Genomic DNA, 26600 nt, shown 5'->3' on the forward strand with positions numbered 1-26600 from the left:
AGTCATATTTTTACTTCCTAGCTTTATCGTAAGCGATCATCCGGACATGATATAAGTTATATTTTTGTTGAGAAAGATTTGGGTTATGGATAGCCTAAAAAGAGAGAAGTCAATATATTGCATACAACCGAAAAAACTAAAGTATTAAACAATCCGGTTGACAATTGTCCACACTTCTCCATCAGAGCGGACATAGGGAACGGAGATTGTCTTAAAGCCAGTGATGAAGGGCTTGTAATAAATCTGCCAATACATTGGACTCAGTTGATTGGCACAAGCCTTAAGAAAACGGACTTCTGCGGCCAGTTCACTTGCTAGTTGATTAATGCGTTCAGCATGAGCCTGAGCTACTTCTTTCGCTTCCTCTAGCTGCTGCTGTTGGATAAGTTGTTTGGATTCACCTTGCCAACGCACTAACTTACCTTGTTTTTGTTTTATCTTGCCTTCTAAAGCGGCGATCGCTGCATCTATGCCTTGGAGTTCAACTGATAATTGGGCATTTTCCCTGGCTTGACGGCGGTAAGCTTCCACCATCGCCTGGGGTGAATCATTCTCGCCAGAGATGACATTATTTTTTATAGTGAGTGCAGCGCGTTCTTCTAAAAGAGCCTGAATTTGAGAATTAAGCGCTGCTATTTCAGCCTGAGTTTGCTCCATAAATCGAGTTTTAAGTGCTGAGTAAAATATTAAAAGCTTTTTGCGCCTTGGGTATCCAGAGAAAGCGATCGCACCTCGGCTGTAATTCCTTCTTCTTGCCAAGCAGCTAACATCGCCGCCTCCACTTCCTTTGAGTGTAACTTATCCGCCAAAGCTAACAGTGTCGGCCCCGCACCACTAATCACCATACCATAAGCACCAGCACTAACAGCTGCAATGTTGAGAGCATCATAACCAGGAATCAAAGCTTTACGATAGGGCTGATGCAACTTATCTTGCAAAGCTGTCTTTAACCATTGTCCGTTACCAGTTTCCAAGCCGCGCAACAATAAGCCCAAATGGGCGGTATTGAAAATCGCATCCGCACGACTTACTTCTGTTGGCAGAACGCCTCGCGCTTTTGAAGTGGAAAGTTCAAAATTAGGAATAGCCACAATTGGCACAACATCTTTATGCCAGGGAACATCACAAATTTCCCAACCTGCACCACTAGTAGCAGCCAGACGACATCCTCCCAACAAGGCTGGAACTACATTATCAGGATGTCCTTCCATTGCGATCGCTAACTCCATCACCTGCGACTGAGAAAGAGTAGCACCTTCAAGTTGATTAGCCGCAACTAATCCACCAACAATTGCTGTCGCAGAACTACCCAAACCCCGCGCCAAAGGGACATCTAACTTAATCTCTATTTTCACAGTCGGCGGTGTCTGCTCTATATGTTGATAGAACTTGACAAACGCTTGGTAGAGAAGATTACTCTCATCAGTTTGGACTCGTTCAGCTTCTATACCAGTGACATGAATAGTTAACCCACCTTCTTCCAGCCGAGTGAACTTGAACTCGTTGTACAGCTTTAAAGCTGCACCGATGCAATCAAAACCAGGCCCCAAATTAGCAGTTGTGGCGGGAACGGTAACAGTAATGGCAGAAACAACAGACATTGGCAAAACTCACTAATCATCAACTAGCATCCCATGTAAAGGGTTGACTTGCTCATGAATTATATTAATTGTCTGTAAGTAATCAAAATAATTACAAATTACTTTGACTTACCCTGAATCTGCATCCAATTTATCCAATAGTCTTTTTCCATGAATCACTGCTGCAATAGTTAAAGTGTCATCCTGAATTCGATAGATAACTCGATAACTGTATACAAACTTTTCCCTAATAGTATCATCGCCAAACTCTGGTACTATTCGACCTGATAAAGGAAAGTTACTCAAGTGACGAGTTACATCGATTATGCTCTGAACCACTGCCGCAGCATAAGCAGTCGAATCACGAGATATATATGTGGCAATCGCTTCTACATCTTCTAGTGCTTTGGAAGACCAAACTACTTGATAAGCCATTTGCTCAAACGTTCTTCAGCTTCTTCTTGTGTAATTACTCCTTCTATATCGGCTGCTTCTAATCCACGACTAACTTTCTCAATTACGTATAGATGGTATTGGATATCTTCGATTGAGCAATCGTCTGGCAATTGATTCAGTAGAGATTGAACTTTTTCTTTTGTGGTATTCATAGCTTGATTTTTAGTTTATTAATAAAGCAACTGAACGCTATGGTTGGGTGTAGAGTCCGCCATCATTAATATAACTCCAATATGAAATTGATAGCCTACCCATAGTGAGCGGCTATCAATGCTCTATTATTCCTCAGAAAGATAGCTAGAGTTCGCTCTTTTCGACAAGTCTATTAGTCAACAAGGTTACTTCAAAGTTCCTAAAACGGGCGCTACTTCAACCTCGGAAATTTGCGGAACCAAGAAACCATTGGCATAAATCTGAGGATTTGTTTGCGAGACTATGGCATAAGACTGGCGAAGATTAGCATTGACTGCGACAGTCTTCACATCGTACATCTGCATCGCCATTTTAGGATAGAAACCAATACCAATAATCATCAGCAGAAAACAGGCGGCGATAAATACTTCACGAGGTCTAGCATCTTCGTAGACTGCATCTTCTGGTACGAGACAGTCTGTACCAAAACAAACTGTTCCCTCATCTTCTCGATTTTCCAAGCCTGCATTATTAATGTCGCATAGCAGCGCTGCATCTTTACCATAAAACACTTCTCGCAGCATGGAAAGTAGATAAATCGGTGTGAGGATAACTCCAACTGCGGCGAGAAAAACTGTGACGGTGCAGAAAGTTGAACTGTAAACGTCACTGCTTGTCATTCCAACAAATACCGAGAGTTCGCCAGCAAAACCGCTCATACCGGGAAGTGCCAGAGATGCCATCGCTCCGATTGTAAACAGGGCAAAGACTTTGGGCATGGCTTGACCAATACCGCCCATATCTTTCATTACCATTGTGTGGGTGCGATCGTAAGTAACACCTGCTAAGAAGAACAGCACTGATGCAATCAAACCATGCGAAATCATCTGCAACATCGCGCCGTTGATTCCCAAATCAGTGAAGGAGGCAATCCCAAGCAGTACAAACCCCATGTGAGAAATCGACGAATAAGCCAAACGCCGCTTCATATTGGTTTGAGCAAAGGAGTTCAATGCACCATAGATAATGTTGACAACACCGAGAATGGCTAGAACTGGCGCAAAATAAATGTGTGCATCGGGAAGCAACTCAAGATTCAGGCGAATCAGTCCATATCCGCCCATCTTCAGCAACACACCAGCTAATATCATCGATACAGGAGATGATGCTTCGCCGTGGGCATCAGGCAACCAAGTATGCATCGGGAAAACAGCAAGCTTGACACCAAATGCAATCAACAATCCTGCATAAAGTAACAGTTGTAGACTCAGGGGATATTCCTTGCTGGCGAGGGCGGTGATGTCAAATGTCATATCACCGCCGCCATATAGCCCCATTGCCAAAGCTGCTACTAAAATAAATATAGAAGCTGCTGCGGTATACAACAAAAATTTCGTAGCCGCATAACGACGCCTTTGCCCACCCCAAATGCAGACTAGTAGGTAGACGGGAATCAGTTCTACTTCCCACATGATGAAAAATAGCAGCAAGTCTTTAGCAACAAACACCCCTACTTGTGCCGAATACAGCACCAGCATCAAAAAATAGAAGAGACGGGGTCGGCGATCGATTTGCCAAGCTGAAAATATCGAGAGTGTGGTGACAAATCCGGCTAAAAGCACAAGTGGCGCTGAAAGCCCATCGACTGATACCGCCCAGTTAAAACCTAACTGAGGTATCCAGGCATAATTTTCCACCATTTGAAAACTAGCACTGCTGGCATCGTAATGCTTCCAAAATGCATAGCACATTAATGCAAAATCTGCAATACCTACACCTAGTGCATACCACCGCACGAGTTTACCATCTTTATCAGGCAACACAGGGATAAGCAGGGAAGCAACAAGTGGCAGTAAGACAATTGCGGTAAGCCAGGGAAATCGATCCGCTATCATGTATGTATAGAAAAATACTTATTTAGTCAATTATGTCATTCTACTAAACTTTGTAACGATTTCTTCATAAATCTTTGTCCCAGTTAACTGCTTTGACCAAAAAACAATTTACTGGAGACTGGGAAAGAAATATTTTTATTTGTTAAGTGTTCTTGTGTACGCAGTTGATAATGGTTTTACTTGCTTACGGTACTAATCCGGCCCGCAACGCACGGACAGCAGCTTGTGTCCGGTCAGCAACACAGAGTTTATTGAGAATACCTCGAACATGAGTTTTGACAGTACCGACTGTTAAATAGAGCCTTTTGGCAATTTCTGCATTGTCACAGCCAGCGACAATCAACTCTAAAACATCCATCTCTCTATGAGTTAAAGGATAGCTGACTATACTTTTCTCAACATCTGGGTCAATACCTTCAATCAAAACTCTTTTTCCAGATGCGTTTTTGTTGCCATCGGTGAAATCTTGACGTATTTGTTGTAGTACAACGTCTGCGATCGCTGGATCGATCCATGAGCTACCTGCATAAGTCGTTTGCACAGCTTCTACTAGTTTCTCAGTTTCTATATCCTTCATACAATAAGAATCTGCACCTGCTGCAAATGCTGCTAAAACTGCTTGTTCGCTATTTTGCATCGTTAAAATTAGCAGCTTTGTTGTATAGTCCTCATTTTCTGCCTGATATTGCCTAAATGTGCGTGTTAGCTCAATACCATCCATGTCAGGCAAACCAATGTCAATAGTAGCAACATCCGGCTTGAGAGTTTTCAGAAGCTTGATACCATCAGCTGCATTGGCTGCTTCACCAACAATGTTAAACTCTGGCTGGGTTTGTAAAGCAGACCGCAAGCCGATTCTTGTCAGGTTGTGATCTTCAATCACAAGGATCTTGATTTCACTCATAGTTGCTTAACTTTACTGTTATTTTTCTAAAGTACAGATTAAAATAATCTCGTTCTTCTATTCGGGATCTTATACAAAAAGCAATGCGTTTGGTATTATTCCCTGAACTTCATCTACCATTAGACATAGATAACCTTATATCGTAAGCTTTTCTAAGGCAAGAGTTTCGATATGACAATATAATTCAATCAAAAAATATTTTTATACATAAACCCAATGCCCGATGTGTTATGCTATACAAATTTTCAGAAGAAATCTGATAGCAAGTAAAAGTAGGTGATTATTAAGTAGTTATCCTTGCTTTGAGCGGTATTATGCACATAAAAGCGACTAAAATAACTCACTCTAGCACTCAGGCACTCATATTAATTGGAGAATTTAGGCGACTAATATACTTATGAAAATAGTATTTTTGTAAGACAAATAGTACATATTTTTAAAGAAAAAGCAGTGTAATTACGCAGAAAAAAGGTATTAAACTCAGAAAACTCTAAAAGAAAATGTTAATCCTTAATAATCTCAGCGCTGGTGAAGTAAGCTATTACTAGATTTGCTAGGGATAGCCAAGCACTTCTTTTTTATTTAGCCATGTCTTTACCTAAAACTGTCAAAAAAGATAAAATTCTCGTTGTTGATGATATTTTTGACAATCTACTGGTCTTAGAAGCAGTCCTAGAAGATGAGGACTATGAAATTAGCTTGGTAGAAGATAGTAAGATTGCTCTGGCTATGGTTGAAGAGTCACCGCCAGACATAATTCTCTTAGATGTGATGATGCCGGAGCTAGATGGCTATGAATTCACTCGGCGCATCCGACAGAATCAGGCGTTGCCATTTATCCCGATTCTGCTGCTTACGGCTCACTATGAGTCTAGCGTTGTTGAAGGATTAGACGCTGGTGCAGATGACTTCATTCGCAAACCATTCGATCCTGATGAACTACATGCAAGGGTGCGATCGCTCCTGCGCCTCAAGCATAGTATCGACGAACGAGATCAGATGGCGAACCTCCGGGCGGATTTTGTCTCCCGTTTTACTCACGACTTACGCATCCCTCTAGTAGCCTCTAACCGCGTATTAAAATTATTGCTGGAAGGCAGGTTTTGCGATGTTTCGCCACAATTGCAAGAAATAATTAATACCATGATTGGCAGCAATCAAGACCTGCTGGAAATGGTAAATACCTTATTAGAAGTTTATCGTCATGAAGCGGGCTGTAAAACCTTAAAAATTTCTGCCTGCAATATTCAGGAATTAGTTAGTGAAGTTTGCCAAGAATTAACTCCCTTAGCTGAAGAAAAAGGATTAGCTGTAAACATCGATCTAAGTGAAACTGCAAGCACCATTATGGGCGATCGCTTAGAACTGCGGCGAGTTCTGACAAATATTATCGGCAATGCTATCAAATTTACAGACAAAGGCTCTGTAAATATTCACTGTTATCTGACTCCGATCGCTGTGAATATTGATATCCAAGATACAGGGCCAGGAATTTCTAAACCAGATCAGGCAATATTATTCGAGCGATTTCGTCAAGGAAAACACCAACGTTCTGGTAGTGGCTTGGGATTATATCTTTCTCGCTGTATTATCGAAGCACATCAAGGCACAATCGATGTGACATCTGAACCAGGCAAGGGTAGTACATTTACTATCCGCCTACCTTTAGCTGACGAAAACTAAAAGTAGGCGACAAAAAATTATTACCCTAATAACGCTGTTAGTACAATAGAATTAATAGAATTACCTTGTGATGTTGGGATGTCTGTTAAAAGATAGGTAAATAGAATATTAATTATGAATTAGCACCTTTGAGAAAATCAGTAATAGATTGAGAAAATGCTTTGCGATCGTTATTTTCAAAATGGCTGAAAAAAGAAGGTAAAAAAAAGAGCTAATAAAGGCAGAAGGTTCAGTAAATAATTATTTAACTTAAACCTTCTTCCTAAATAAAATTTCACCTATTACATTACCATCAAAATCTAACTACTTGAACAAGTTGTTACAACGAGGAAAACCTCTATCACGCTGTACTAGTCTAAAGTCTTTTTAACTTCATCTTTGATATTTTCAGTGGTGTGACGGACTTGGGCTTCAGCTTGTTTAGCTTTACCTTCAGCTTTATCTTTAGGATCGCCAGTTACTTCGCCAATTGCTTCTTGTACTTTTCCTTCGACGTTTTTAGCAAAAGCTTTTGCTTTATCTTCGATACTCATCTTTTTTGCTCCTAAAGTAGGTTAAGTGTTGATTATTTATTGCTTGCTTGAAAAGCGCTGCAATATCTATAGATTACTTTTAAATAACTTTTGCTTCTTCTATCTGACGATGTTTTTATGACAAATATTTGTGTCCATTGTACATAGTTATTTAACCTTGAAAATCATCTTTGGAAATTCAGGTAATATCCAAAAGAGGGAAAGGTATCATTATATTGTTCTATCTTTAGACAAAATCATTTATAACTTCAGGTATATAGTGATGTTGATAACCCGCAACTTGGCTTATTACCACTGGATATGGTAAATATGTCAACAGAGTGCGCAGGCTTTCAAATTGGTGGTAGATAGTGCAGTATTAGCGAGTCCGTGTACTCACTTCTGGGTAAATGAGAGGAGATGCTTCAAAATACTTTCGTCTTTAATCACTTAGGACTTACGCAAGTGTCATAAAAAAATCGGATTTGTAGTTGTAAGCGGCTCTAGCCCTTATTTTGAGGACTAAAGTCCTCTCTGCGAGACGCTACGCGTAGCTTGCTTCCCCGGAGGAGTACACTACGAACTGAAAATAATATGCCAAGCTAAAAGCGTAGCTTGCTTCTTTGTAGGGATACAAGTCGGGAAACCGCAAGGGCGCAGTGACTCCCCAACTTACGTAGTTTAAGGTTTTTGGGGCTAACGCAAGCGTATTGAGTTATATATTAGTCACATCTTTCTTAATAGTCACTTATTAACTTGCAATCCGCTGTATATTGCTTTTACAACTCTGACTACTTAAAGCTTGTATTAGAAATAACTGACACTAAAAATAGTTGAAATCTCAGTAAATACTTTAGAGCAGTAGCTTACAGAATAAGGATTTTGTCACAAAATTTAGCAGAAATCAACATAATTGTTCAGGTTTTAACTGAACAATAGTTTAGCTAGTGCGAAAAGGCATAGAGAAGTCTCAGCAGCGACTTTGAATTACCTAATAAAAGTTGTGAATAATTTCTGCTCAAAGACAGCAGGAACAATTATCCACGTTTATTTCTAGCTTCTTAATTGTAGGATTTATAAAGATATTTATGCAATCAAATTCTAGTACTCAAGCAACTCCCAACTCGCAATATATAGACTCTAGTGTGCAAACTGATTCATCTGTTAACATTTTCATCGGATATTCTATCTTGATTCCAATGATTGTGTTTGTAGGGTTTAATATCTATAAGAAACACCGGGCTGCTGTTTTCCGCCGACAAGTTGCTTCTTTAGAGAAACTGTGGCATTTGAATATTAAAAAAGAGCTTGAAGAAAAATAATAATGAAGTACTTATTTCTAGTTTGGGTGCTTATATTCTCTTTAGTCGCTCCTAGCGCGGCGATATCTGATAACAAGCCGCTTCTTGATGAAAGCTTATACCAACACGTTGACGCTGAAGTAAAACAGCCATACTACTTAATATCTGGACTTGGCACAATCCACCATCCAGTTTCTACTTCTAATCCCCAAGCCCAAAAGTTTTTCGATCAGGGATTAAATTTAATTTACGCTTTCAATCATGATGAGGCAGTGCGTTCTTTTCAATACGCTGCCAAACTCGATCCGCATTTAGCGATCGCATATTGGGGTGTTGCTTTAGCCTTGGGGCCCAACATTAACTCGGCAATAGACCCCAATCGGGAATTAGCTGCTTATCAAGCGATACACCAAGCTTTGGCCCTTTCTACCCAAGCTTCCACCCAAGAACGGGACTACATTACCGCCTTAGCAAAACGTTACTCTCAAGATACCGATGCTGATTTGTATCAACTAGCGGTAGATTACGCCAAAGCAATGGGAAACCTAGTCAAGCGCTATCCTGATGATTTGGATGCGGCGACACTTTACGCTGAAAGCCTGATGGATCTGCATCCTTGGCAGCACTGGACTAAAGATGGTAAGCCACAGCCAGATACAGAAAAAATTGTGGCTGTTTTAGAATCAGTTCTCAAACGTAACCCGAATCATGCAGGAGCTAATCATTACTATATCCATGCAGTAGAAGCCTCACCTTCTCCAGAACGGGCCCTTGTCAGTGCTAACCGACTCGGAACTCTAGCGCCAGCAGCAGGACACTTGGTACACATGCCAAGTCATATTTATTTTCGTGTGGGAGATTATCAAGGGGCAATGCAGGCAAATGAGCAGGCGATCGCTCAAGATGATATTTACATCAAAAAATATCAAGTCCAGGGCACTTACCCCATGATGTACTACAACCACAACGTACATTTTCTCATGGTGGCTAGCAGCATGGCAGGAAGATATGAAGATGCTCTGAAATCCGCAGATAAATTAGTTGCAAAGGCTACTGCAATTGACCCCTATGCACCAATGCTTGAGGGATTCCTCGGCAGCAAAATGCTGATTCAGACACGCTTTAGTGATTGGGATGCCATCTTAAAAACTCCTGCTCCCGCAGCTAAATTGCCCACTACCTCAGCACTTTGGCATTTTGCTCGCGGTATGGCGATCGCAGCCACAGGTAAACTTGAAGATGCAGCAAGTGAAAGTCGGGCATTACTAGCTGCCAAACAGGGAATTTCCACCGAGGCAACTATTGGATTCAGTCCTGCCAGTAATATTTTAGACATTGCCTCAAAAGTTCTAGACGCCAAAATTGCTAGAGAAAATCATGATTATGAATCTGCCATCCAATTACTAGAAAAAGCAGTAGTAGCAGAAGATGCCCTCAATTACGTGGAACCACCAGACTGGTACTTTCCGACGCGGGAATCTTTGGGTGCTGTGCTTTTGGCTAAGGGTGACTATAGAGAAGCTGAGAAAGTCTTTCGTGCCGATTTAAAAAAATATCCCCATAATGGACGTTCTCTATTTGGCTTGCAGGCAACTTTGCGGGCACTAGGCAAAGATGAGGCCGCTCAACTTGTGAAAGCTGAATTAGAGACTGTTTGGAAAGGTGATGTTCGGCAACTTAAGATTGCAACTTTGGTTAATTAGCCGAACATGAATGTTACGCCACTTACTCTCCTTTTTCAAAAAAAGAGGCTAGCGCCAAAGAAAAAGACTCGCGATGCTTGCTGCTATAAGCATCGCAGTTGCTTTTATAGCAGGTTTTCCCAAAGAGTACAAGTCACAATAGTTTTATATTTGTTGCCTGACTTTGCCTTTCGTATTAAAATCTTGAAGTAATGCTTCATGGTGAATGCAGTCAAACGTTCAATTCGGATATTAAAGATGCGCCCCTGCATGTCTGATTTTCTATATCACCCTACAGAATTTATTTTATTCCATTTCCAACCCCTTTTTGCGGTGGATTGTACTTAGGGTATGTGGGGGCGGGCGATCGCTTAGGTGCGATCGCATCACTGGTTAACTATCTAGTGGATGCAAAGAGTTGGCTCATATGTCATCCTAGATTTATGAGAGTTAATTCAGCGATGTCTTTGGTTTTAGTATTGAAAGGCTTTTTCCTTTTAGTATTTACAGACTTCTGAGAGAAATTAAAATCTCTACACAGTGATGATTTTGGAGAGAATCGATGTCAATTTATGTAGGTAACCTCTCTTATGACGTTACACAAGAAGATTTAAGTGGTATTTTTGCAGAATATGGTACTGTAAAGCGCGTTCAAGTACCTACTGACCGTGAAACAGGTCGTCCGCGCGGCTTTGCTTTTGTGGAAATGGGAACTGAAGCTGAAGAAACTGCTGCCATTGAAGCTCTCGACGGTGCTGAGTGGATGGGTCGTGACCTGAAAGTTAATAAAGCTAAACCCAAGGAAGACAGAGGTGATAGAGGTTCCTTTGGTGGTGGTAACAGAGGAGGATACGGCAACCGCGGCGGTGGCGGTGGCGGTGGCGGACGATACTAACCTTGGAAATAAAAACTTACCAAGAGTCTTAAGGTCAGACAAACAAGAGTCTGTCTTTTTTTTGTAATGTTACCGCCTGCATAGCCATTGATGAAGTCAACTTAGTAGGAGAAATAATGACCCAAGTAATTGTAGGTGACAATGAACACATTGAGTCAGCCTTACGACGATTTAAACGAGAAGTTTCCAAGGCGGGAATTTTTCCAGACATGAGAAAGCATCGTCATTTTGAAACACCCTTAGAAAAACGCAAGCGCAAAGAAGTTGCCAAGCACAGACAAAGTAAGAGAAGTTTTCGTAATTAAGGGCTGAGATACAGCAGAATTCAGAATTCAGAATTCTGAATTCTGAAGTCAAACAGGCTTTATACCTTGCTTTGAGACGCGAGCTTGTGTACTTCACCTTCCTTGAAATTCGCTGTAAATATGAATGAATTCCCTCATAGATTCTATGAGGGTTTTCCTTTTGTCTATTTTAAAATCACGAAACCTAAAGAAACGCTAAAATCAAGTCAGCCTTTGTATTGTAGCGGTTGTGTCCCACATCACTCAGAGTGCGGTTCACTGCATAAATCCTGATTGTCAACGTCCTTATCCTCAGCCTTGGGGAAACAAATTTTGCAACAGCTGTGGCGCACCGCTAGAGTTGTTAAACCGCTATGTTCCACTTCAGCCCTTGGGATCGGGAGGATTTGCTCAAATCTACACAGTTTGGGATGAAAAAACTCAAACAGAGAAAGTGTTGAAAGTATTGGTAGAAGATTCGCCCAAGGCACTGGAGTTATTTACCCAAGAGGCGGCAGTTTTATCCGGTTTGCACCATCCAGGTGTCCCCAGAGTTGATGCCGAAGGGTATTTTCAGATACAACTGTTTAACCCCAAACCGCACCAACTGCCTTGCCTGGTAATGGAAAAAATCAATGGGCAAACTTTAGAGGAAATATTAAAAAAGTTTCCCCAAGGGTGTCCAGAGAGTTTGGTTTTAAACTGGTTTGCCCAAGCAGTGCAGATTTTACAAGAATTACACAAACGTCAGATTCTTCACCGAGATATCAAACCTTCTAATTTAATGCTGGGTACATCTTCGTCATCTTTAACCCCGTCTCCAGGGCAAGCAGAGGGCGATCGCCTGGTGTTAATTGATTTTGGCGGAGCGAAACAATTTAGTGCCTCTAAGCTGCGTTCTGTGTCTAGTTCCACGCGATTATTTTCTTCTGGCTACAGTCCACCAGAACAAGTTACTGGAGGTATTGTTGGGCCAAGTGCCGATTTTTATGCTCTTGGTCGAACGATGATTGAACTACTAACAGGTAAGTACCCACTAGAGTTGGAAGATCGGCAAACGGGTAAATTGCAATGGCGAACTGCGGTGAATGTCAACCCGCAACTAGCAGATTTGCTGGATGAGATGGTGCAGGAGGATGTGCGATCGCGTCCAGCGAATGCAGCTATAATTCAAAAACGTTTGGCGAAGATTTCTCAACCATTACCGCCACCAGGGTTATTTGCCCAACTGCAAGACAACATTAAGCAAGCCTCAACGCAAGTTTCCCAGAGATTTACCCTGATAACACAAGCTATCGAACAAGTTTTAGCTAACTTTAGCCTAGCTCTCACCAAAACCGTTATTTTTATCGCTCAGACAATCATCAAAATTTTCCGAGCTTGTTTGGCGACGATTTGGGCGATGCTCCTCAGTAGTATAGGCGCTTGTTTTGGTGCGATCGCTGGTTTTATTTTGGCCTATCACACCAGCTTAGGGCCTCAGATTGTAGAATTTATTGGGAGTCAGCTAAATCAATTAGTACCAAATACTCAGCCCGTCTTTGGGGCAGATATTTTGGTGTTCGTCGCCGCAGGCTGGGGAACCGCATGGGGATTGACAGTATCTGGTTGTTTTGGTCAACGGCGGCGGTTTTTAGTGGCTTCTCTGATGGGCATAATTAGCTATGGCTTCGGGTGGTTAATTTTGCAATTAATCACCCCAAAAGATAGCGGCGAGGGCTTAATGGCAGTGATTTTAGTGGCAGTTTGCCTACTCACGTTGAGTTTAGGACTTCGCAGCCATCATGTAGTGTACGCTGTGTTCGCGGCCTTTGGCAGTGCGATCGGCTATGCACTTTTGATTCTTTTGAAGTTAGGTGCACCTCCAATTTTCCAATTTAGCAGTCAACCAGCCTGGTCAGAGTTACAGTTACCTCTAATTTTTTTTGGCTCTATAGGCTTCTTTATCAGCTTCTGGTTAGGAGTGAGTTATTACCTAATTGTCCCTGGACTGCGCCTTTTAGGATGGCGATGAAAAAGGCAGGGGGGCAGGGGAGTAGGGGGCAGGGGAAGAATTAATAACCAATGCCCAATGCCCAATGCCCAATGCCTAAAAACAAGATCCCCCTAGTCGTATTTTTATCGAGCTAGGGGGATCACATATTTGGTAGTCTATAATTGGTTCGGTATAGTTCCTTACGATTTGATTCTATAGCCTATATTTCCGTTTGAGTAGTCTTACTATTAGAATTTATAGTATTTTTACAGCTTCTTAATCAATGCTTCATCCCTGTACTTCCTTAGAGAAGCAGTATATGTAAGGATGACAGTACGTGATGTTCGTAACTTGTCATTTTTGTAAATATCAGTAAAAAATATGAAACTTAAGATTATTGCCACCGTCTCCCTGTTAGCTTGTTTAGGGTTTGCAGAGCAGGCTCTTGCATTAAATCAGCTAGACTTGGATCAGTTGAAGGCAACAAGTGCCTGTCCTCGGTGTAATTTGAGTGGCGCTGACCTAACTAGGCTGAATCTAACTGGAGCAAATTTGCGAGGGGCTGACTTGAGCGGCGCTACATTATCTCAAGCTAATCTCACGAATGCCGATCTCACCGGTGCAAATTTAGAAGGTGCGATTCTGAATTCGGTAAATCTGAGTGGTGCTTCCTTAACAGGAGCAAATTTGAAATCAGCATCCCTGGAAAATGCTGATTTATCTTATGCCGGTTTTATCAGCGCCAATTTGGAAGCAACAAACTTAAAAAATGCAATATTGCAGTTTACTAATTTTCGAGGGGCTAACTACCGACTAACAACTCTGGCTAATGGTGTCGTCACCTCTGACAAACCCTATGGCTGGTCGTTAGAGCGTCAAAATCCCAGAGAATGTAACGAGTTTAAACCCGAAAATACTTTAGGCACAACTTGCTATTCAAAATAAACTGGGGCATTGGGCATTGGGAATGGGGCATTGGGCATGGGGCATGGGGCATTGGGCATTGGGCATGGGGCATGGGGAAGAGACAAGGTAGACAAGAAAAAAGAAAAGACTTGTTCAATAATTCCCCCTTGTCCCCTTGTCCCCTTGTCTCCCCTGCTCCCCTGCTCCCCTGCTCCCCTGCTCCCCTGCTCCCCTGCTTGTTCTTAACACTCCTTGTATAGCAAAAGCATTTTGTTTGTTAACAGTTCTTTATCATGGGAAAAAAGCCTAGCCTATAAATTAATTAAATCGATGCTTACCCATATAAAAGACTTAGCAGCAAAACTAGCGCCCCGCTTAATTGAAATTCGCCGCCACATCCACTCTCACCCAGAACTCAGCGGTCACGAGTACCAAACAGCAGCTTTTGTAGCTGGTGTTTTGTCTTCCAGTGGACTGCACGTACAAGAAGGAGTTGGCAAAACGGGTGTCATTGGAGAACTTCAAGGCACTGGCCAAAATGACCGTTTATTGGCAATTCGCACTGATATGGATGCCTTGCCAATTCAAGAGGGCACTAATTTGGAATATGCCTCTCGTGCAGATGGGATTATGCACGCTTGCGGTCACGATGTCCACACCACTGTAGGGTTAGGAACGGCGATGGTGCTGTCCCAAATGGCTGAGGAATTAGGTGGAAAAGTGCGGTTTTTATTTCAGCCAGCCGAGGAAATTGCTCAAGGTGCAAGCTGGATGGTGAAAGATGGGGCGATGGAAAATGTCTCGGCTTTATTAGGGGTTCATGTTTTCCCTTCTATACCCGCAGGTTCTATTGGGGTGCGTTACGGGGCATTAACAGCCGCCGCTGATGATTTAGAGATTCTGATTATGGGAGAATCTGGACATGGGGCGCGTCCTCATGAGGCGATTGATGCGATTTGGATTGGTTGCCAAGTGATTACGGCACTGCAACAAGCTATCAGCCGGACACAAAATCCTTTACGTCCTGTAGTATTGAGTATAGGGAAATTTAATGGTGGCAGAGCGCCGAATGTAATTGCCGATAAAGTGCAGTTATTGGGAACTGTGCGATCGCTCCATCCTGAAACCCGTGCCCATCTCCCAAACTGGATTGAAAACATTGTATCTAATGTTTGCCATACCTACGGAGCAAAGTATCAAGTCAATTATCGCCAAGGTGTACCCAGCGTCCAAAATGATTACGCCCTGACGCAATTGTTACAATCAGCCGCAGAAGAAGCTTGGAGTAGCGATCGCGTTCAAGTACTACCCGAACCCTCCCTTGGCTCTGAAGATTTTTCTATTTATTTAGAACATGTCCCTGGTTCTATGTTTCGCTTGGGTGTAGGCTACAAAGAAAGAATCATTAACCACCCTTTACACCATCCCCAATTTGAAGTCGATGAATCTGCTATTATCACCGGGGTTGTAACTATGGCATACACAGCTTATAAATATTGTCAGCAAAATTTGTAAACAAAAACTCCCAGCAGATAAATGCTGGGAGTTTTTGTTTAACTAACCTTTTTAGCAGCTATAGAAAGCTCAAAAGCCTTCTACACATTGGATTCGCTAACAACACCTAATTTCTCTTGAATTTTGGTCTTAGCGGCTTTGAATTCAGTAGCCAGTTGCTCGCTTTCATCGCTGCTCAAGTTGTTACGAATGGCAGCAAACATTGTGCTTTCTTCTTGACGAATATGGTCGCCAACAGCTTCCATAAGCTGTGTAACTCGATCTTTGAATTCAGGTGACGAAGGGCTAATACCCTTAATTTGGTCTAACACCTGCTTCATTTCAGCTTGTTCATCAAACAGTTCTTGGGTGTTATCTTGACCGTAGAAAGGACGTACTCTTGTATAGACTACTTCCTCTTCAGCTTCAGCGTGGGCATTTAAATCCTTATAAATTTGACCGAAGTACTCTTGGATCTTCTGCGGATCGTCGCTTTGCAGTAGTTCGGTGAATAAGGTATTTACCTTGTTGTGATCGAGGCGGATGACATCTTGGATATTTAGATCCTTTTTGTCGCTGTTTTGGGTGACAGCACTACCTACTACACCACTAACTGCGGCCATAGCATCTTGAACACGTGCCCAAATTCCTTGATCTGCATCTTGTCCAGTGAGTTCGCGGACACCCAGAATTTCCAGAATGCCTTTAAGTTGCTCTTGGTGAGCGCGGTTTTCAAAGTTAATGGTATTTAATGGGCCGATCGCTAGCAACACATCAGCGCCAACTTTTTGAGCAGCTTTGTGAACTATCAAGCCACTCATTACTACTTGATGTTTCAGCAATTCATGCTGAGAAACTTTCTCATACAGGCTTAACTCAGAACCTTTGAACAATTCGCGAGCTTTTTCAATGAATTGTGTAACATTTTCTTTGGGTTCAGCCTGAATCCCATACTGACCAATTACAGTTTCTAAAATACCAAGGTTTTTTTCATCATCATTGATAAAATTTCGGATGCGATCGGCAATTTCAGCATCAAGCCCTTGCGTCAAAAGCGATTGTTCATTTTCGATGACCAACTGTTGCAGAGCTTTTAGACTTGCAAGTTTTACAGCAATAGCATTGCGTTTCGTATCATCTAAAGTAGTTACCATCCGTGTTCTCCTCGGCAAAGCGTTCATAATTCTTACTTGATATAACCTTGACACAGAGGTTAGGGAGATTCCATCTTTCTTTTGAGCGATCGCGCTCACAACTCTGGGTAGAGAAAAAAACTTTTCCTTAGAGAAAAATCGAAGCGATCGCTTCAATTTTTGATTGCCATCAAATTAAGCAGTTTAGTATGACATTCAAATTGAATAAATTACCTATTTGAAAGCAATTTCTATCTTGAGAATGACAATTAAGCTCAAAAAAACTACTTCTTATTCAAGAGGGCAAAATCGTAACCAGTTCCACTAGAGCAAGACTCGCAACGCTCAATTTTGACAAGCATTGCTTCTCCTTGACGCTCCCCGGATGCCGAAAACTGAATCATTCCGGTTGCTCCAGATGTTGAAAAATTGGGATTAGACAATACCCTTTGTAATCCTTCGCGGGTACTATCTTTTTTTAAACCAGCAATAATTGCTTGGAGTGCATCATAAGCTCCTGCTGTTCTCTGATTTACTTGAGCATTCCAAAGCTGAAAGGCATTTTTTGCAAAGGGGTTATCTTTATTAGCATCACGATGCCAATACACAGGTAATACCAGTCCTTCGAGATCCTTGCCATTTTGCAAAGTTGTAGCACTGTACATAGTTTCAGAAGCAAACAGTGGCTTTCTACCTTTAACTTCTTGTGCTACTTTGGTGGCAAAGTAGATATTTCTGATTGAAGGCATTAGTAAAAAGCCACTTGCATTTTCTGTTTCTATGGCTTTATCTACAAAAGCTTTAGGGTCAAAATTCTTATCTGCTAAATTGCAAGGCGTACTAATAACGTTGCTGCCATAATTTTTGATAGCTTGAGTGTACTTTTCTACAAGTATCTGATTTGATGAAGAGGTTGGATTATCTCTTGAATTACGAACATCGCCACAAATAGCAACATTCCTTGCTTGTCGAGCAATGTAGCGAGAATGAGTATCTACTAAATTATCATATAACGGATTTACGTGAAATAAGTAGTTATTTGTGGAACTATTAGGCTGACTATTTAATGTATTATTATCTAACTTTCCTGAATTTTCTGTTTGATTTGGTAGCTCGACGGGCAAGACTAAAACCAAACCTTTCTCTTTATATATTTCTGCGTTACGTCTAACACCCACAGCAGCTACAAGGCTTTTATCTTCAACTAATTCATTATCTAGGCGTGCAGAATCTTCTCTATTATCAGCACTTGCAATTACAATTTGCAATTTTTTACCATTAATTCCTCCTTGGGTATTAACTTCATTTTGAGCTTGAGCTACACCGCGTAAAATCTCTTCTGCTAAACTAGGGTCGAAGTTAATTGGTGCGACGATCGCAACTTTTATAGCTGATGAATTATCTCGCGCTATTTTGGCATTATTTAAATAAATTAAAGTTTCTGGATCGTTGCGATTATTTTTCAGAGAATCAGTAAACTTTTTAACAGCAGTAATGTAATCTTTTTCAGCAAAAGCTTTAACTCCATCTGTTTTTTCAGGGGATGTTTGCACTTTCACCAAAATCCTTGTACCCAAATTCATTAATGACGACTTATTTGTAAATGAAGATGAAGTTTGTGTGGGGTTTGATGGTGTTGTTACGATAGTAGAAGATACTTTGTTAATTAACCATAAAATAGCTGCTACCATTACCCCAGCCAGACCAAGAGAAATAAGCAATCTCAAGTTTTCTTTTTTATTTGTCATGAATAACTACCAATACTTACAAAATTTATTTTAAATAAAGAGATTTATGACAATTGAACAATACAAAAAACTAAAGATATTTAGCAATCAGGTTGTTGATTATTTCAGATACACCCACAATAATAATTGTCAATATACCTGCTAGAATAACTAGCAATCCTACAAGTAACAGCCCATTTAAACCAGCTTTGAAAAGATTATTAGTTAAAAGATTTCTGAAAATAAAGACAACGAGTAAATTGGCGATGATAGCAATAACAATTAAATAAGCTTTTTCTAGAAGGGGGCGAGATTGAATAAAGACTAATCCTCCTAAAATGAGCAACCACAATCCAGAGCTAATCCAAGTCGTTCCGAGAAAACTTATAAGTGCGATCGCTAAAAATGAACTACCCGATCCAGCTATTATTGCTCCAGATAATAATCTACTGTTAGATAATTGTGGTAGATATCGAGTTGATTGATGTTGATTTTGCGGTTGCGTCCTTGATGGTAAAGTAGGTGGAATAACTGTAGGAGGTGATGTATACCTTAGCGGTGGCAACTTTTTTAAGTCTTGTAAGACAGCCTGTGCAGATTGATAACGCTGTTCGTGATTTTCTTCTAGACACTTATTAAGAATTATCTCTAATTCTTGACTTATGGGTTGCGTTAAATGCTGCCGCCAACCAGAAGTCCAACCATAGCCTTGTTTCATCCACAAACTCGAAGGAGAGATATTGGTCAGCAGTTGAAAGCAAGTTATTCCTAAACTGTAGATATCACTAGACAGAAAAACTTTACCCGTTTGCATTTGCTCAACTGGTGCATAACCTAATGAACCAATAATTGTCCCGATCGTAGTGTTTGTAGGTTCCGTTTTTTGTTTTGCCACTCCAAAATCAATTAGTACTAACTTCCCATCATTTTGACGGCGAATAATATTTTCTGGTTTAATATCTCGGTGAATTACTTGTTGTTGATGTATGTATATCAGTACAGATAATAAATTCTTTAAAACATCTCGAATCTTGGCTTCATCAAAAACCCCTTGTTGTTTTAACTCTTGTAACAGATTTTGTCCTTCGATAAACTGCTGCACTAAATACAGATATTCAGCTTCCTTAAAATATGCATACAAATTGGGAATTTGGACATGTTCTCCTAGTTCTTTGAGACGTTTGGCCTCTCGTTCAAATAACTCAGTCGCTTTTTTATGTGCCTGACTACCCTGACTAGCATAAAATTGACTTAGAACCAGCTGCTTCACAACACATCGTTCATTAAGCTTGTCTATATCTTCGGCGATATATGTGCGTGCAAACCCTCCTCTGCCTAATGGTGTGATGATTCGGTAACGATTTCTCAATAGCGATACCAACTCTGTGCCACAATTGAGGCAGAAATTTGCCCCGTCAGGATTTTGGGGATTCTCGCAATTAGGATTTAGGCAGCAGACCATATAATTATCGCTGTCATTTTATTAGTTTTTAGGATATACCTTAAATTCTCTAGAAGCGTTACATTGTAAAGTCTCTACATAGATAATGACGTAGGCGTAGCCCGTCGTAGACATCGCTTCTTACTCTCGTAAACAATTGACCTGGCTCTACATTGCGATTGTTTTGCGTACACTGAATATTTTTGTAGATATACCCACCCCATTCTAGTCAATAAAAACCACGCTTGGCGATCGCTTCTCTATCGATCCCAAACACGAAATAACCTGACTTTTAGCAGCCAGGAACTTCATCTCTCTGGGACAAAGATCGCACTTTTCACCAAAGTATTTCAATGACTAAATTTCTCTATGCGAATCAACCGCAATTCTCAAAAGCAATACAGCCCTTCAGGTAACACCTGTTTGTCACAGAAGCTTTTTTATCCCACCAACGCCGTAATTACCACACATCTCGATTGTGGGGTTTACAAAACTCCCCGCAATTGTGACGATTACGCTAGAATTATTAAAGGTTCTTTACAGAATTTGCCGATCCTTCTCAATTCTGTTAAAACAGCCTAGCATTCAAATGTAAATCTTATAAACACCCTCTAGAGTTCACCAAAAGCTTCTATGACGCTCCCAATTCGCAACGTCGCCATTATCGCCCACGTTGACCACGGCAAAACCACGCTGGTTGACGCACTCCTCAAACAATCCGGCATTTTCCGCGAAGGCGAAGACGTTCCGGATTGCGTTATGGACTCCAACGCCCTAGAACGGGAACGGGGTATTACTATCCTGTCCAAAAATACAGCAGTTCGCTACAAAGAAACACTAATTAATATTGTTGACACTCCTGGACACGCTGACTTTGGTGGCGAAGTTGAACGGGTACTCGGCATGGTTGACGGATGTCTTCTGATTGTCGATGCCAATGAAGGCCCCATGCCCCAAACACGCTTCGTTCTGAAAAAAGCTTTGGAAAAAGGGCTGCGTCCCATCGTTGTGATCAACAAAATCGATCGCGGACAAGCTGACCCCCACGTTGCAGTTGATAAAGTCTTGGATCTGTTCTTGGAATTAGGGGCAGATGAAGACCAGTGTGATTTTCCTTATCTGTTCGCTTCCGGGATGGGAGGTTTTGCTAAGGAAACCTTGGAAGCAGAATCGGTAGACATGCAACCTTTATTTAACGCGATTCTAAAACACGTTCCATCACCAGTAGGCGATCGCAATAAACCTCTGCAATTACAAGTCACAACCCTAGATTATTCTGAATATCTGGGACGGATTATCATTGGCAGAATTCACAATGGTACTATCCGTTCAGGACAGCAAGCGGCTTTAGTCACAGAAAATGGCACCATCGTCAAAGGTAAAATTACCAAATTGATGGGCTTTGAAGGTTTGAAACGGGTGGAAATGGAAGAAGCAACCGCAGGTTATATTGTGGCGGTGGCTGGTTTCGCTGATGCTTACATTGGGGAAACGATTACTGACCCCAACGAACCCCAAGCTTTACCACTAATTAAAGTCGATGAACCAACCTTACAAATGACCTTCTGGGTGAATGATTCGCCCTTTGCGGGTCAAGAAGGTAAGTTGGTGACATCAAGACAAGTGCGCGATCGCCTTTTCCGCGAACTTGAAACCAACGTGGCTTTACGCGTTGAAGAAACCGATTCTCCCGATAAATTCCTTGTTTCCGGTCGTGGAGAACTCCATTTGGGTATCTTAATTGAAACCATGCGCCGGGAAGGATTCGAGTTTCAGGTATCTCAGCCACAGGTTATTTACCGCGAAGTCAACGGTCAACCTTGCGAACCTTACGAACTCTTAGTGTTAGACATTCCTGTTGATGCCGTGGGTAGCTGTATCGAACGCCTGGGACAACGTAAAGGCGAAATGCAAGATATGCAACCAGGTAGTGGCGATCGCACTCAGCTAGAGTTTGTCATTCCCGCCCGTGGTTTGATTGGTTTCCGGGGTGAATTCATGCGGATGACGCGTGGCGAAGGCATCATGAACCACAGCTTCTTAGATTACCGTCAACTGAGTGGCGACATTGAAGCCCGTAACAAAGGCGTTTTAATCTCATTTGAAGAAGGCGTTTCTACCTTCTACGCCATGAGGAACGCCGAAGATAGAGGAGCATTCTTTATTACTCCCGGTACAAAGGTTTACAGAGGCATGATTGTGGGCGAACACAATCGTCCGCAAGATTTGGAACTGAATATCTGTAAAACCAAGCAGTTGACCAACCACCGCGCTGCTGGTGGCGATGAATTAGTGCAACTGCAAGCACCAATAGACATGAGCCTAGAGCGTGCTTTGGAATACATCGGCCCCGATGAATTGGTGGAAGTTACACCCCAATCAATTCGTCTGCGGAAGATGTCGAAGAAGTTGGCAAAACGGTAAGTAAAGCAATAACTTAATTAATTTAGAAAGCCTGTATCCGCAGGCTTTTTTGTTTGCTAGGTGTGTAACAATCATTTTTTAAATGAATATAACAATGAATAGAAGTATAATAATGCCCGAAATGCCCGATGTTTATTACACATGAGCCAAAGTAAGCAGCACTTAAATCATCCTGTCTTAGTGCTTTTACACGTGTGCGATCGCGTGGTTTGATAACTATTCTCCAAGTTACTCTTGAGATAATAATGGCTCAAATGACTGGTAAGCCTCATAGTTCCGAAAATGTCGAGCATATAAATCAACAATATCCTCAGATGAATCAAAGTCATCATACAAAACTGAATTCACGTCTACTAATTGCTGCAAAGACCAAGTAATAGTTTCTTCATTTTCATTTGTATAGCTGACACTTTCATTTTTACCATGATTCAAAGCCTTTGCTTTTGCTTCCTCTAAAGAAGTGGCTTTAATCAAAACAAAGCTTTCTTGGTACAAAGGTTGATAATCAGGTTGATCTGAAGATGATTTGTAGAGAATTATAGCAATATAGAAGGATTCTGCTTTATTTGCACTTTTAGTTTCCATTTCATGTTATCTCTAGCTATTTTTTGAATCTATTATCATTCAATAACTTCCAAGCTTTTTTACCACTAGCCGATCTGCTTTTCTTGATGTCTTCTAAATAAGAGTTCAGAAACTCGCTCGGAAACTCCCGCCTAATCGATGCTTTTCGGCACACACTAATAAAAGTATCAGCAAACAAACTTAAGTTATCGTTGGCTTCACAACTAGCCCCTGGTCTAAATTGGCTTATTAGTAAGGATTGCTCAGATAAATTTGCATTGTTGTAATTATAGATTAAAGCCTGGGAGTGAGTAGCAATAGGTTGTACAAACAATCCCATAGTTAACAGACTGACCAGTGGTTTTTGCAGCATATAGTTGAAAAATAGCCCACTATTTCCCTTTTCATAAGATAGTAAATTAATATTACCGCCGAAACCAATTGCGTACCCAACGCCACAACCGACGCAACCAACGCCATAAATCACGACGGAAGACTACAGGCGTTTGTGGTTGAGAAAGACGCTCAATTGCATTGTTGCAATCTTGCAGATTAGCATCGAGTCCCATCGCCTGACAAAGTTCACGGGCATTACGATAAGCACCCAGCGCGTCTGATTCTCGATTAAGGTTTTCTAATGCCTCACCTAAATTAAACCATGCGATCGCTTCGCCATTGCGATCGCCGATTTGGCTGAATATATCCAAAGACTGCTGGCAGAAATCAATCGCCCGTTGGTATTCGCCCAAGCATAAGTAAGCATTGCCCAAATTGTTTAAGGTTTTGCCTTGGCTATTGCGATCGCCTATCTCCCTAGATATTTCCAAAGACTGCTGGTGGAACTCAATCGCCCGTTGGTACTGTCCCAGGGAGTTGTAAGCATTGCCCAAATTGCCTAAAGAAGCACCTTCGCCGTTGCGATCGCCTATCTCCTTAGAGATTTCCAAAGAGTGCTCGAAGAACTCAATCGCCCTTTGGTACTGTTCCAGAGAGTTGTAAGCATTACCTAAACAGATTAAGGAATTGCCTTCGCTATTGCGATCGCCTATCTCCCTAGAGATTTCTAAAGACTGCTGGCAGAACTCAATCGCCCGTTGGTACTGTCCCAGGGAGTTGTAAGCATTGCCCAAATTATTTAATAAATTACCTTCCCCATTGCGATTGCCTATCTCCCTTTTGATCTTCAAAGACTGCTGGAAGAACTCTATCGCCCGTTGGTGCTGTCCCAGAGAGTTGTAAGCATTGCCCAAACCCATTAAGGAATTACCTTCACTGTTGCGATCGCCTATCTCCCTAGATATTTCCAAAGACTGCTGGTAGAACTCAATCGCCCATTGGTACTGTCCCAGGGAGTGGTAAGCATTGCCCAAACCGATTAAGGAACTACCTTCGCCATTGCGATCGCCTATCTCCCTGGATATATCCAAAGACTGCTGGAAGAACTCTATCGCCCGTTGGTACTTTCCCAGAGAGTTGTAAGCATTGCTCAAATTGTTTAAGGAAATACCTTCGCCAAAGCGATCGCCAATTTCCCTTTTGATATCCAAAGACTGCTGATAGAACTCAATCGCTCGTTGGTACTGTCCCAGGGAGTGGTAAGCATTGCCCAAACCGATTAAGGAATTACCTTCGCCAAAGCGATCGCCAATCTCCCTTTTGATATCCAAAGACTGCTGGAAAAGCTCAATCGCCCGTTGGTACTTTCCCAGAGAGTTGTAAGCATTGCCCAAACCAATTAAAGAAGTACTTTCACCACTACGATCGCCAATGTCCCTTTTGATATCCAAAGACTGCTGCAAGAACTCAATCGCCTGTTGGTACTGTCCCAGAGAGTTGTAAGCATTGCTCAAATTGTTTAAGGAAGTACCTTCACCACTACGATCGCCTATTTCCCTAGATATCTCCAAAGACTGTTGGTAGAACTCAATTGCTTGTTGGTACTGTCCTAAGTAGCAGTAAGTATTGCCCAAACTGCCTAAAGAATTACCTTCGCCGTTGTGATCGCCAATCTCCCTAGATGTTTCCAAAGACTGCTGGTAGAACTCAATCGCTCGTTGGTACTGTCCCAAGTAGCAGTGAGCATTGCCCAATGAAATCAGAGAAGCCCGATAATTCCAGTTTTCTCTATCGCCACTTTCTGCCCATTTACTTACCAACTGCCCATATAATTCCACTTTATCTGTGTAATAACCCCGCAAGGTCAAAAAATCATCGCAAACCCAAAGCTCATCAAAAGCAGAGTTATAATCTTGCAACTGATAAAAGTGATGAAAGATTTCCAAGTATTCTTTAACATCATCTTTTGTTGTCCAGGGGGGTTGTTTAGCAAATGAGCGATAATAATCAATAGCTCGTTGATGCGCCTCTGTCTGATTACCAGCCTTATACCGCACATACTCCAACACCACGGGCTGAAATTCAAATCGCCGCTTCCCATTAAGCTTTTCTACCAACAAAGAACGCTTTACCAGATTCCTCAATTCTCTCTCAATCTCGGCTGCTGAACTTACCGGTAACATCGCCACTGCTGCGGCACTTTCAACCGCACCACGATAAACACTAATATTCAGCAATAAAGTCTTTTGCAATTCACTCAATCGCTCAAAACTGGCATCCAATACCAACACCATCCCTACATTTTCCAGGCGATGCACACCTACCACTTGGGGATCTGTCAACAACTGCCGCAAATTCCCTAAACCTAAATCTGCTAATCGTCTTAAATCCGCGTCTTGGGGATATTCTTCTTTTAATAAATCTGCTACTAATCTCAACAGCAAAGGATGCCCATCTACCAATTCGACAAAATCCCCTAAATCCCCGCGAATGCCTAACTCTGTTAACAGTGCTACTCCTTCTGCGACTTGTAAACCTTTCAGGGGTAGCCATGTAAATTTTGGTAATTCTGGTCTTTCCCTAGTGGTAACTATTACCTTACTATTACCGCCATATTCCACCCAAGCATTGAAAAAGTCGCCGTAGAATTGACTTTCCCACTGTCTATCTGGCTGTAATAAACTCTCCAGATTGTCAATAATGAGTAAATATTCCCCAGATCGCAAACACTTAACCAGCGCGTCCACTAATTGCGCTTCTTGTTCTGGAACCCGAAAGCCAAATTCACTGAGGACTTGGCGGGCTAAATCGTTAAAACCTGCCCCATTACTGACATCAGCCCAAAATCGCTTGGGGAAACCGGCAATTTCATCATAAATTTTCGTAGCCAGCATCGATTTACCTGTGCCACCGATGCCTTCTATACCAATTAAAAAGGTATTTTCATCAGTTAACCATTGCTGTATTTGGGCGATTTCTGCTGTTCTTCCTTGCCAGTAAGCCAAACTTTTACCGGGATTCCCTGCTTTGAGAACCCCTGGCGATTCTGGTGGAGAGATTTGTTGCAATCGCTCTAGTACTGGTTCTATTCGGTCAACAATAATTTTGACTTCGGCGGCATTTATCTGTCCTACTTGAGTTACCTTACTGTCACCGTAGGCAGTGAGATTCATTTCAATGTTGTTCGAGTTACTGGGGCTGGGTTCCTCTACCATTGCTTACAGTAGGTAAAAATTTTGCTTGATATTGTGGCTGTGAACTCGGAAGTTCCTGTTC

At 41.7% G+C, this 26600-nt stretch carries 22 protein-coding genes; 9 read left to right on the forward strand and 13 right to left on the reverse strand.

All coding sequences use genetic code 11. The annotated features are described in order from the left end of the window. Window positions 1-144 precede the first annotated feature (144 nt). The 6 genes from RMZ95_RS26845 to RMZ95_RS26870 form a co-directional block, all read right to left on the reverse strand. The gene (locus RMZ95_RS26845) at window positions 145-657 is read right to left on the reverse strand and encodes a hypothetical protein (protein ID WP_322675229.1); all 513 of its coding nucleotides are present in this window, start codon (window positions 655-657) and stop codon (window positions 145-147) included. A 29-nt stretch (window positions 658-686) separates the two neighbouring features. Further along, window positions 687-1601 carry a homoserine kinase gene (gene thrB, locus RMZ95_RS26850; RefSeq protein WP_322685874.1) on the reverse strand — a complete coding sequence of 305 codons (915 nt, stop codon included), beginning with the start codon at window positions 1599-1601 and terminating at the stop codon, window positions 687-689. 108 nt (window positions 1602-1709) lie between these two features. Next, window positions 1710-2015: a type II toxin-antitoxin system RelE/ParE family toxin gene (locus tag RMZ95_RS26855; RefSeq protein ID WP_322685875.1), complete on the reverse strand. Its 306-nt coding sequence runs from the start codon at window positions 2013-2015 to the stop codon at window positions 1710-1712. Then, window positions 2000-2188, reverse strand: a complete 189-nt coding sequence (locus tag RMZ95_RS26860) for a hypothetical protein (RefSeq protein ID WP_322685876.1) — start codon at window positions 2186-2188, stop codon at window positions 2000-2002. The genes RMZ95_RS26855 and RMZ95_RS26860 overlap by 16 nt, the downstream gene beginning before the upstream one ends. A 186-nt stretch (window positions 2189-2374) precedes the next feature. Next, window positions 2375-4063, reverse strand: coding sequence for an NAD(P)H-quinone oxidoreductase subunit 4 (locus RMZ95_RS26865; RefSeq protein ID WP_322685877.1), 1689 nt, complete (start codon window positions 4061-4063; stop codon window positions 2375-2377). 184 nt (window positions 4064-4247) lie between these two features. Continuing rightward, on the reverse strand, window positions 4248-4967 hold the full coding sequence (locus RMZ95_RS26870; protein WP_322675234.1) for a response regulator transcription factor: 720 nt from the start codon (window positions 4965-4967) through the stop codon (window positions 4248-4250). Window positions 4968-5555: 588 nt separating this feature from the next. Between RMZ95_RS26870 and RMZ95_RS26875 the strand changes: the two genes are divergently transcribed. Then, on the forward strand, window positions 5556-6650 hold the full coding sequence (locus RMZ95_RS26875; protein ID WP_322685878.1) for a hybrid sensor histidine kinase/response regulator: 1095 nt from the start codon (window positions 5556-5558) through the stop codon (window positions 6648-6650). A gap of 350 nt (window positions 6651-7000) precedes the next feature. Here RMZ95_RS26875 and RMZ95_RS26880 read toward each other — a convergent pair whose 3' ends face one another. Further along, window positions 7001-7183, reverse strand: a complete 183-nt coding sequence (locus RMZ95_RS26880; protein ID WP_322675236.1) for a CsbD family protein — start codon at window positions 7181-7183, stop codon at window positions 7001-7003. Window positions 7184-8250: 1067 nt separating this feature from the next. Here RMZ95_RS26880 and RMZ95_RS26885 point away from each other — a divergent pair. The 7 genes from RMZ95_RS26885 (at window position 8251) to RMZ95_RS26915 (ending at window position 15720) form a co-directional block, all read left to right on the forward strand. Then, window positions 8251-8484: a hypothetical protein gene (locus RMZ95_RS26885; protein ID WP_322685879.1), complete on the forward strand. Its 234-nt coding sequence runs from the start codon at window positions 8251-8253 to the stop codon at window positions 8482-8484. A gap of 2 nt (window positions 8485-8486) precedes the next feature. Then, window positions 8487-10166: a hypothetical protein gene (locus RMZ95_RS26890; RefSeq protein WP_322685880.1), complete on the forward strand. Its 1680-nt coding sequence runs from the start codon at window positions 8487-8489 to the stop codon at window positions 10164-10166. A 541-nt stretch (window positions 10167-10707) separates the two neighbouring features. Beyond that, window positions 10708-11040: an RNA recognition motif domain-containing protein gene (locus RMZ95_RS26895; RefSeq protein WP_094351322.1), complete on the forward strand. Its 333-nt coding sequence runs from the start codon at window positions 10708-10710 to the stop codon at window positions 11038-11040. A gap of 116 nt (window positions 11041-11156) precedes the next feature. Continuing rightward, a complete protein-coding gene (gene rpsU / locus RMZ95_RS26900) occupies window positions 11157-11345 on the forward strand; it encodes a 30S ribosomal protein S21 (protein ID WP_012407716.1) in 189 nt (62 codons plus the stop codon). A 229-nt stretch (window positions 11346-11574) separates the two neighbouring features. After that, on the forward strand, window positions 11575-13338 hold the full coding sequence (locus RMZ95_RS26905; RefSeq protein WP_322675239.1) for a serine/threonine-protein kinase: 1764 nt from the start codon (window positions 11575-11577) through the stop codon (window positions 13336-13338). A gap of 342 nt (window positions 13339-13680) precedes the next feature. Continuing rightward, window positions 13681-14244: a pentapeptide repeat-containing protein gene (locus RMZ95_RS26910; protein WP_322675240.1), complete on the forward strand. Its 564-nt coding sequence runs from the start codon at window positions 13681-13683 to the stop codon at window positions 14242-14244. 291 nt (window positions 14245-14535) lie between these two features. Beyond that, a complete protein-coding gene (locus RMZ95_RS26915; RefSeq protein ID WP_322675241.1) occupies window positions 14536-15720 on the forward strand; it encodes a M20 family metallopeptidase in 1185 nt (394 codons plus the stop codon). A gap of 80 nt (window positions 15721-15800) precedes the next feature. On the opposite strand, the gene RMZ95_RS26920 is transcribed toward RMZ95_RS26915, so the two are convergent. The 3 genes from RMZ95_RS26920 to RMZ95_RS26930 form a co-directional block, all read right to left on the reverse strand. Continuing rightward, on the reverse strand, window positions 15801-16853 hold the full coding sequence (locus tag RMZ95_RS26920; RefSeq protein ID WP_322675242.1) for a hemerythrin domain-containing protein: 1053 nt from the start codon (window positions 16851-16853) through the stop codon (window positions 15801-15803). Between the two features lie 263 nt (window positions 16854-17116). Next, complete coding sequence (locus RMZ95_RS26925; RefSeq protein ID WP_322685881.1) at window positions 17117-18580, reverse strand: ABC transporter substrate-binding protein; 1464 nt, start codon at window positions 18578-18580, stop codon at window positions 17117-17119. 70 nt (window positions 18581-18650) lie between these two features. Then, window positions 18651-20021, reverse strand: coding sequence for a serine/threonine-protein kinase (locus RMZ95_RS26930; protein ID WP_322685882.1), 1371 nt, complete (start codon window positions 20019-20021; stop codon window positions 18651-18653). A 612-nt stretch (window positions 20022-20633) separates the two neighbouring features. Between RMZ95_RS26930 and typA the strand changes: the two genes are divergently transcribed. Then, complete coding sequence (gene typA / locus RMZ95_RS26935) at window positions 20634-22424, forward strand: translational GTPase TypA (RefSeq protein WP_322675245.1); 1791 nt, start codon at window positions 20634-20636, stop codon at window positions 22422-22424. A gap of 228 nt (window positions 22425-22652) precedes the next feature. Here typA and RMZ95_RS26940 read toward each other — a convergent pair whose 3' ends face one another. From RMZ95_RS26940 to RMZ95_RS26950, 3 genes are read right to left on the reverse strand one after another with little or no spacing between them, the layout of a single operon-like run. Next, window positions 22653-23009: a DUF4288 domain-containing protein gene (locus tag RMZ95_RS26940; RefSeq protein WP_322675246.1), complete on the reverse strand. Its 357-nt coding sequence runs from the start codon at window positions 23007-23009 to the stop codon at window positions 22653-22655. 16 nt (window positions 23010-23025) lie between these two features. After that, on the reverse strand, window positions 23026-23475 hold the full coding sequence (locus RMZ95_RS26945) for a hypothetical protein (RefSeq protein ID WP_322685905.1): 450 nt from the start codon (window positions 23473-23475) through the stop codon (window positions 23026-23028). Continuing rightward, window positions 23414-26539, reverse strand: coding sequence for a tetratricopeptide repeat protein (locus tag RMZ95_RS26950; RefSeq protein WP_322685883.1), 3126 nt, complete (start codon window positions 26537-26539; stop codon window positions 23414-23416). Before RMZ95_RS26950 ends, RMZ95_RS26945 begins: the two co-directional genes overlap by 62 nt. Window positions 26540-26600: the final 61 nt, after the last annotated feature.

The sequence above is a fragment of the Nostoc sp. DedQUE07 genome (assembly GCF_034530975.2).
In the GTDB taxonomy this organism is placed as follows: domain Bacteria; phylum Cyanobacteriota; class Cyanobacteriia; order Cyanobacteriales; family Nostocaceae; genus Nostoc.